The organism is Ralstonia sp. VS2407 (assembly GCF_052950655.1).
This window is the reverse complement of the sequence record NZ_JBRFVG010000114.1, coordinates 1-553: the sequence shown is the minus strand read 5'-3', so window position 1 is coordinate 553 and position 553 is coordinate 1. Positions and strand designations below refer to the sequence as shown.

The following is a 553-nucleotide window of genomic DNA, read 5'->3' as shown; positions in this document are numbered from 1 at the left end:
TCTTAACTGCTCTGTTTGTTCTAACATTAGATACTCTGGCGGAGTGAAACGAAGCATGACTTCACCAAACGCAGCAATTTTCATCTTTGCCACCTACTTATTCAATGTGTTTTTCATCATGGTTAGTAACGTTTTCACGTCTTCTGTTCTAGTGTCCCCTGTTTCTTGATCGATAATTGAGCTGTAGACATGAGGAATGATTTTTTTAACGCCGGCATCCACCGCAATCTGAACAATTTCTTCAAAGTTTTCTAAATCAATGCCTCCTGTTGGCTCTAAATAAAAGTCATACTTGGCACAAGCTGCTGCTACTGCTTGGTATTCTTCTTTGTGAGCCAAGCCTTTCATCGGGAAATATTTAATGGAACTGCCCCCCATGTCTTTCAACAATTTGATGGCGGTTTCGATAGGCACTTCCGCCGCTGGCGCACCAGAGCTTAACGGACCTGTCGCAATGTTGACATAGCCAACTTTGCCTGTGGGTGAAACCAAGCCATTAATCACTGTTTCGTCTTGACGAAGTAAGGCCCGCGAAGCGCCGACACCTGTGAAG

1 protein-coding gene is annotated in these 553 nt (G+C 44.3%); it reads right to left on the bottom strand.

What is annotated here, in order from left to right; all coding sequences use genetic code 11:
* Positions 1 to 93 precede the first annotated feature (93 nt).
* Positions 94 to 553, bottom strand: a 460-nt coding sequence (locus tag ACU8YE_RS24130) for a KDGP aldolase (protein ID WP_002379154.1), incomplete at its 5' end; no start/stop codon positions are given.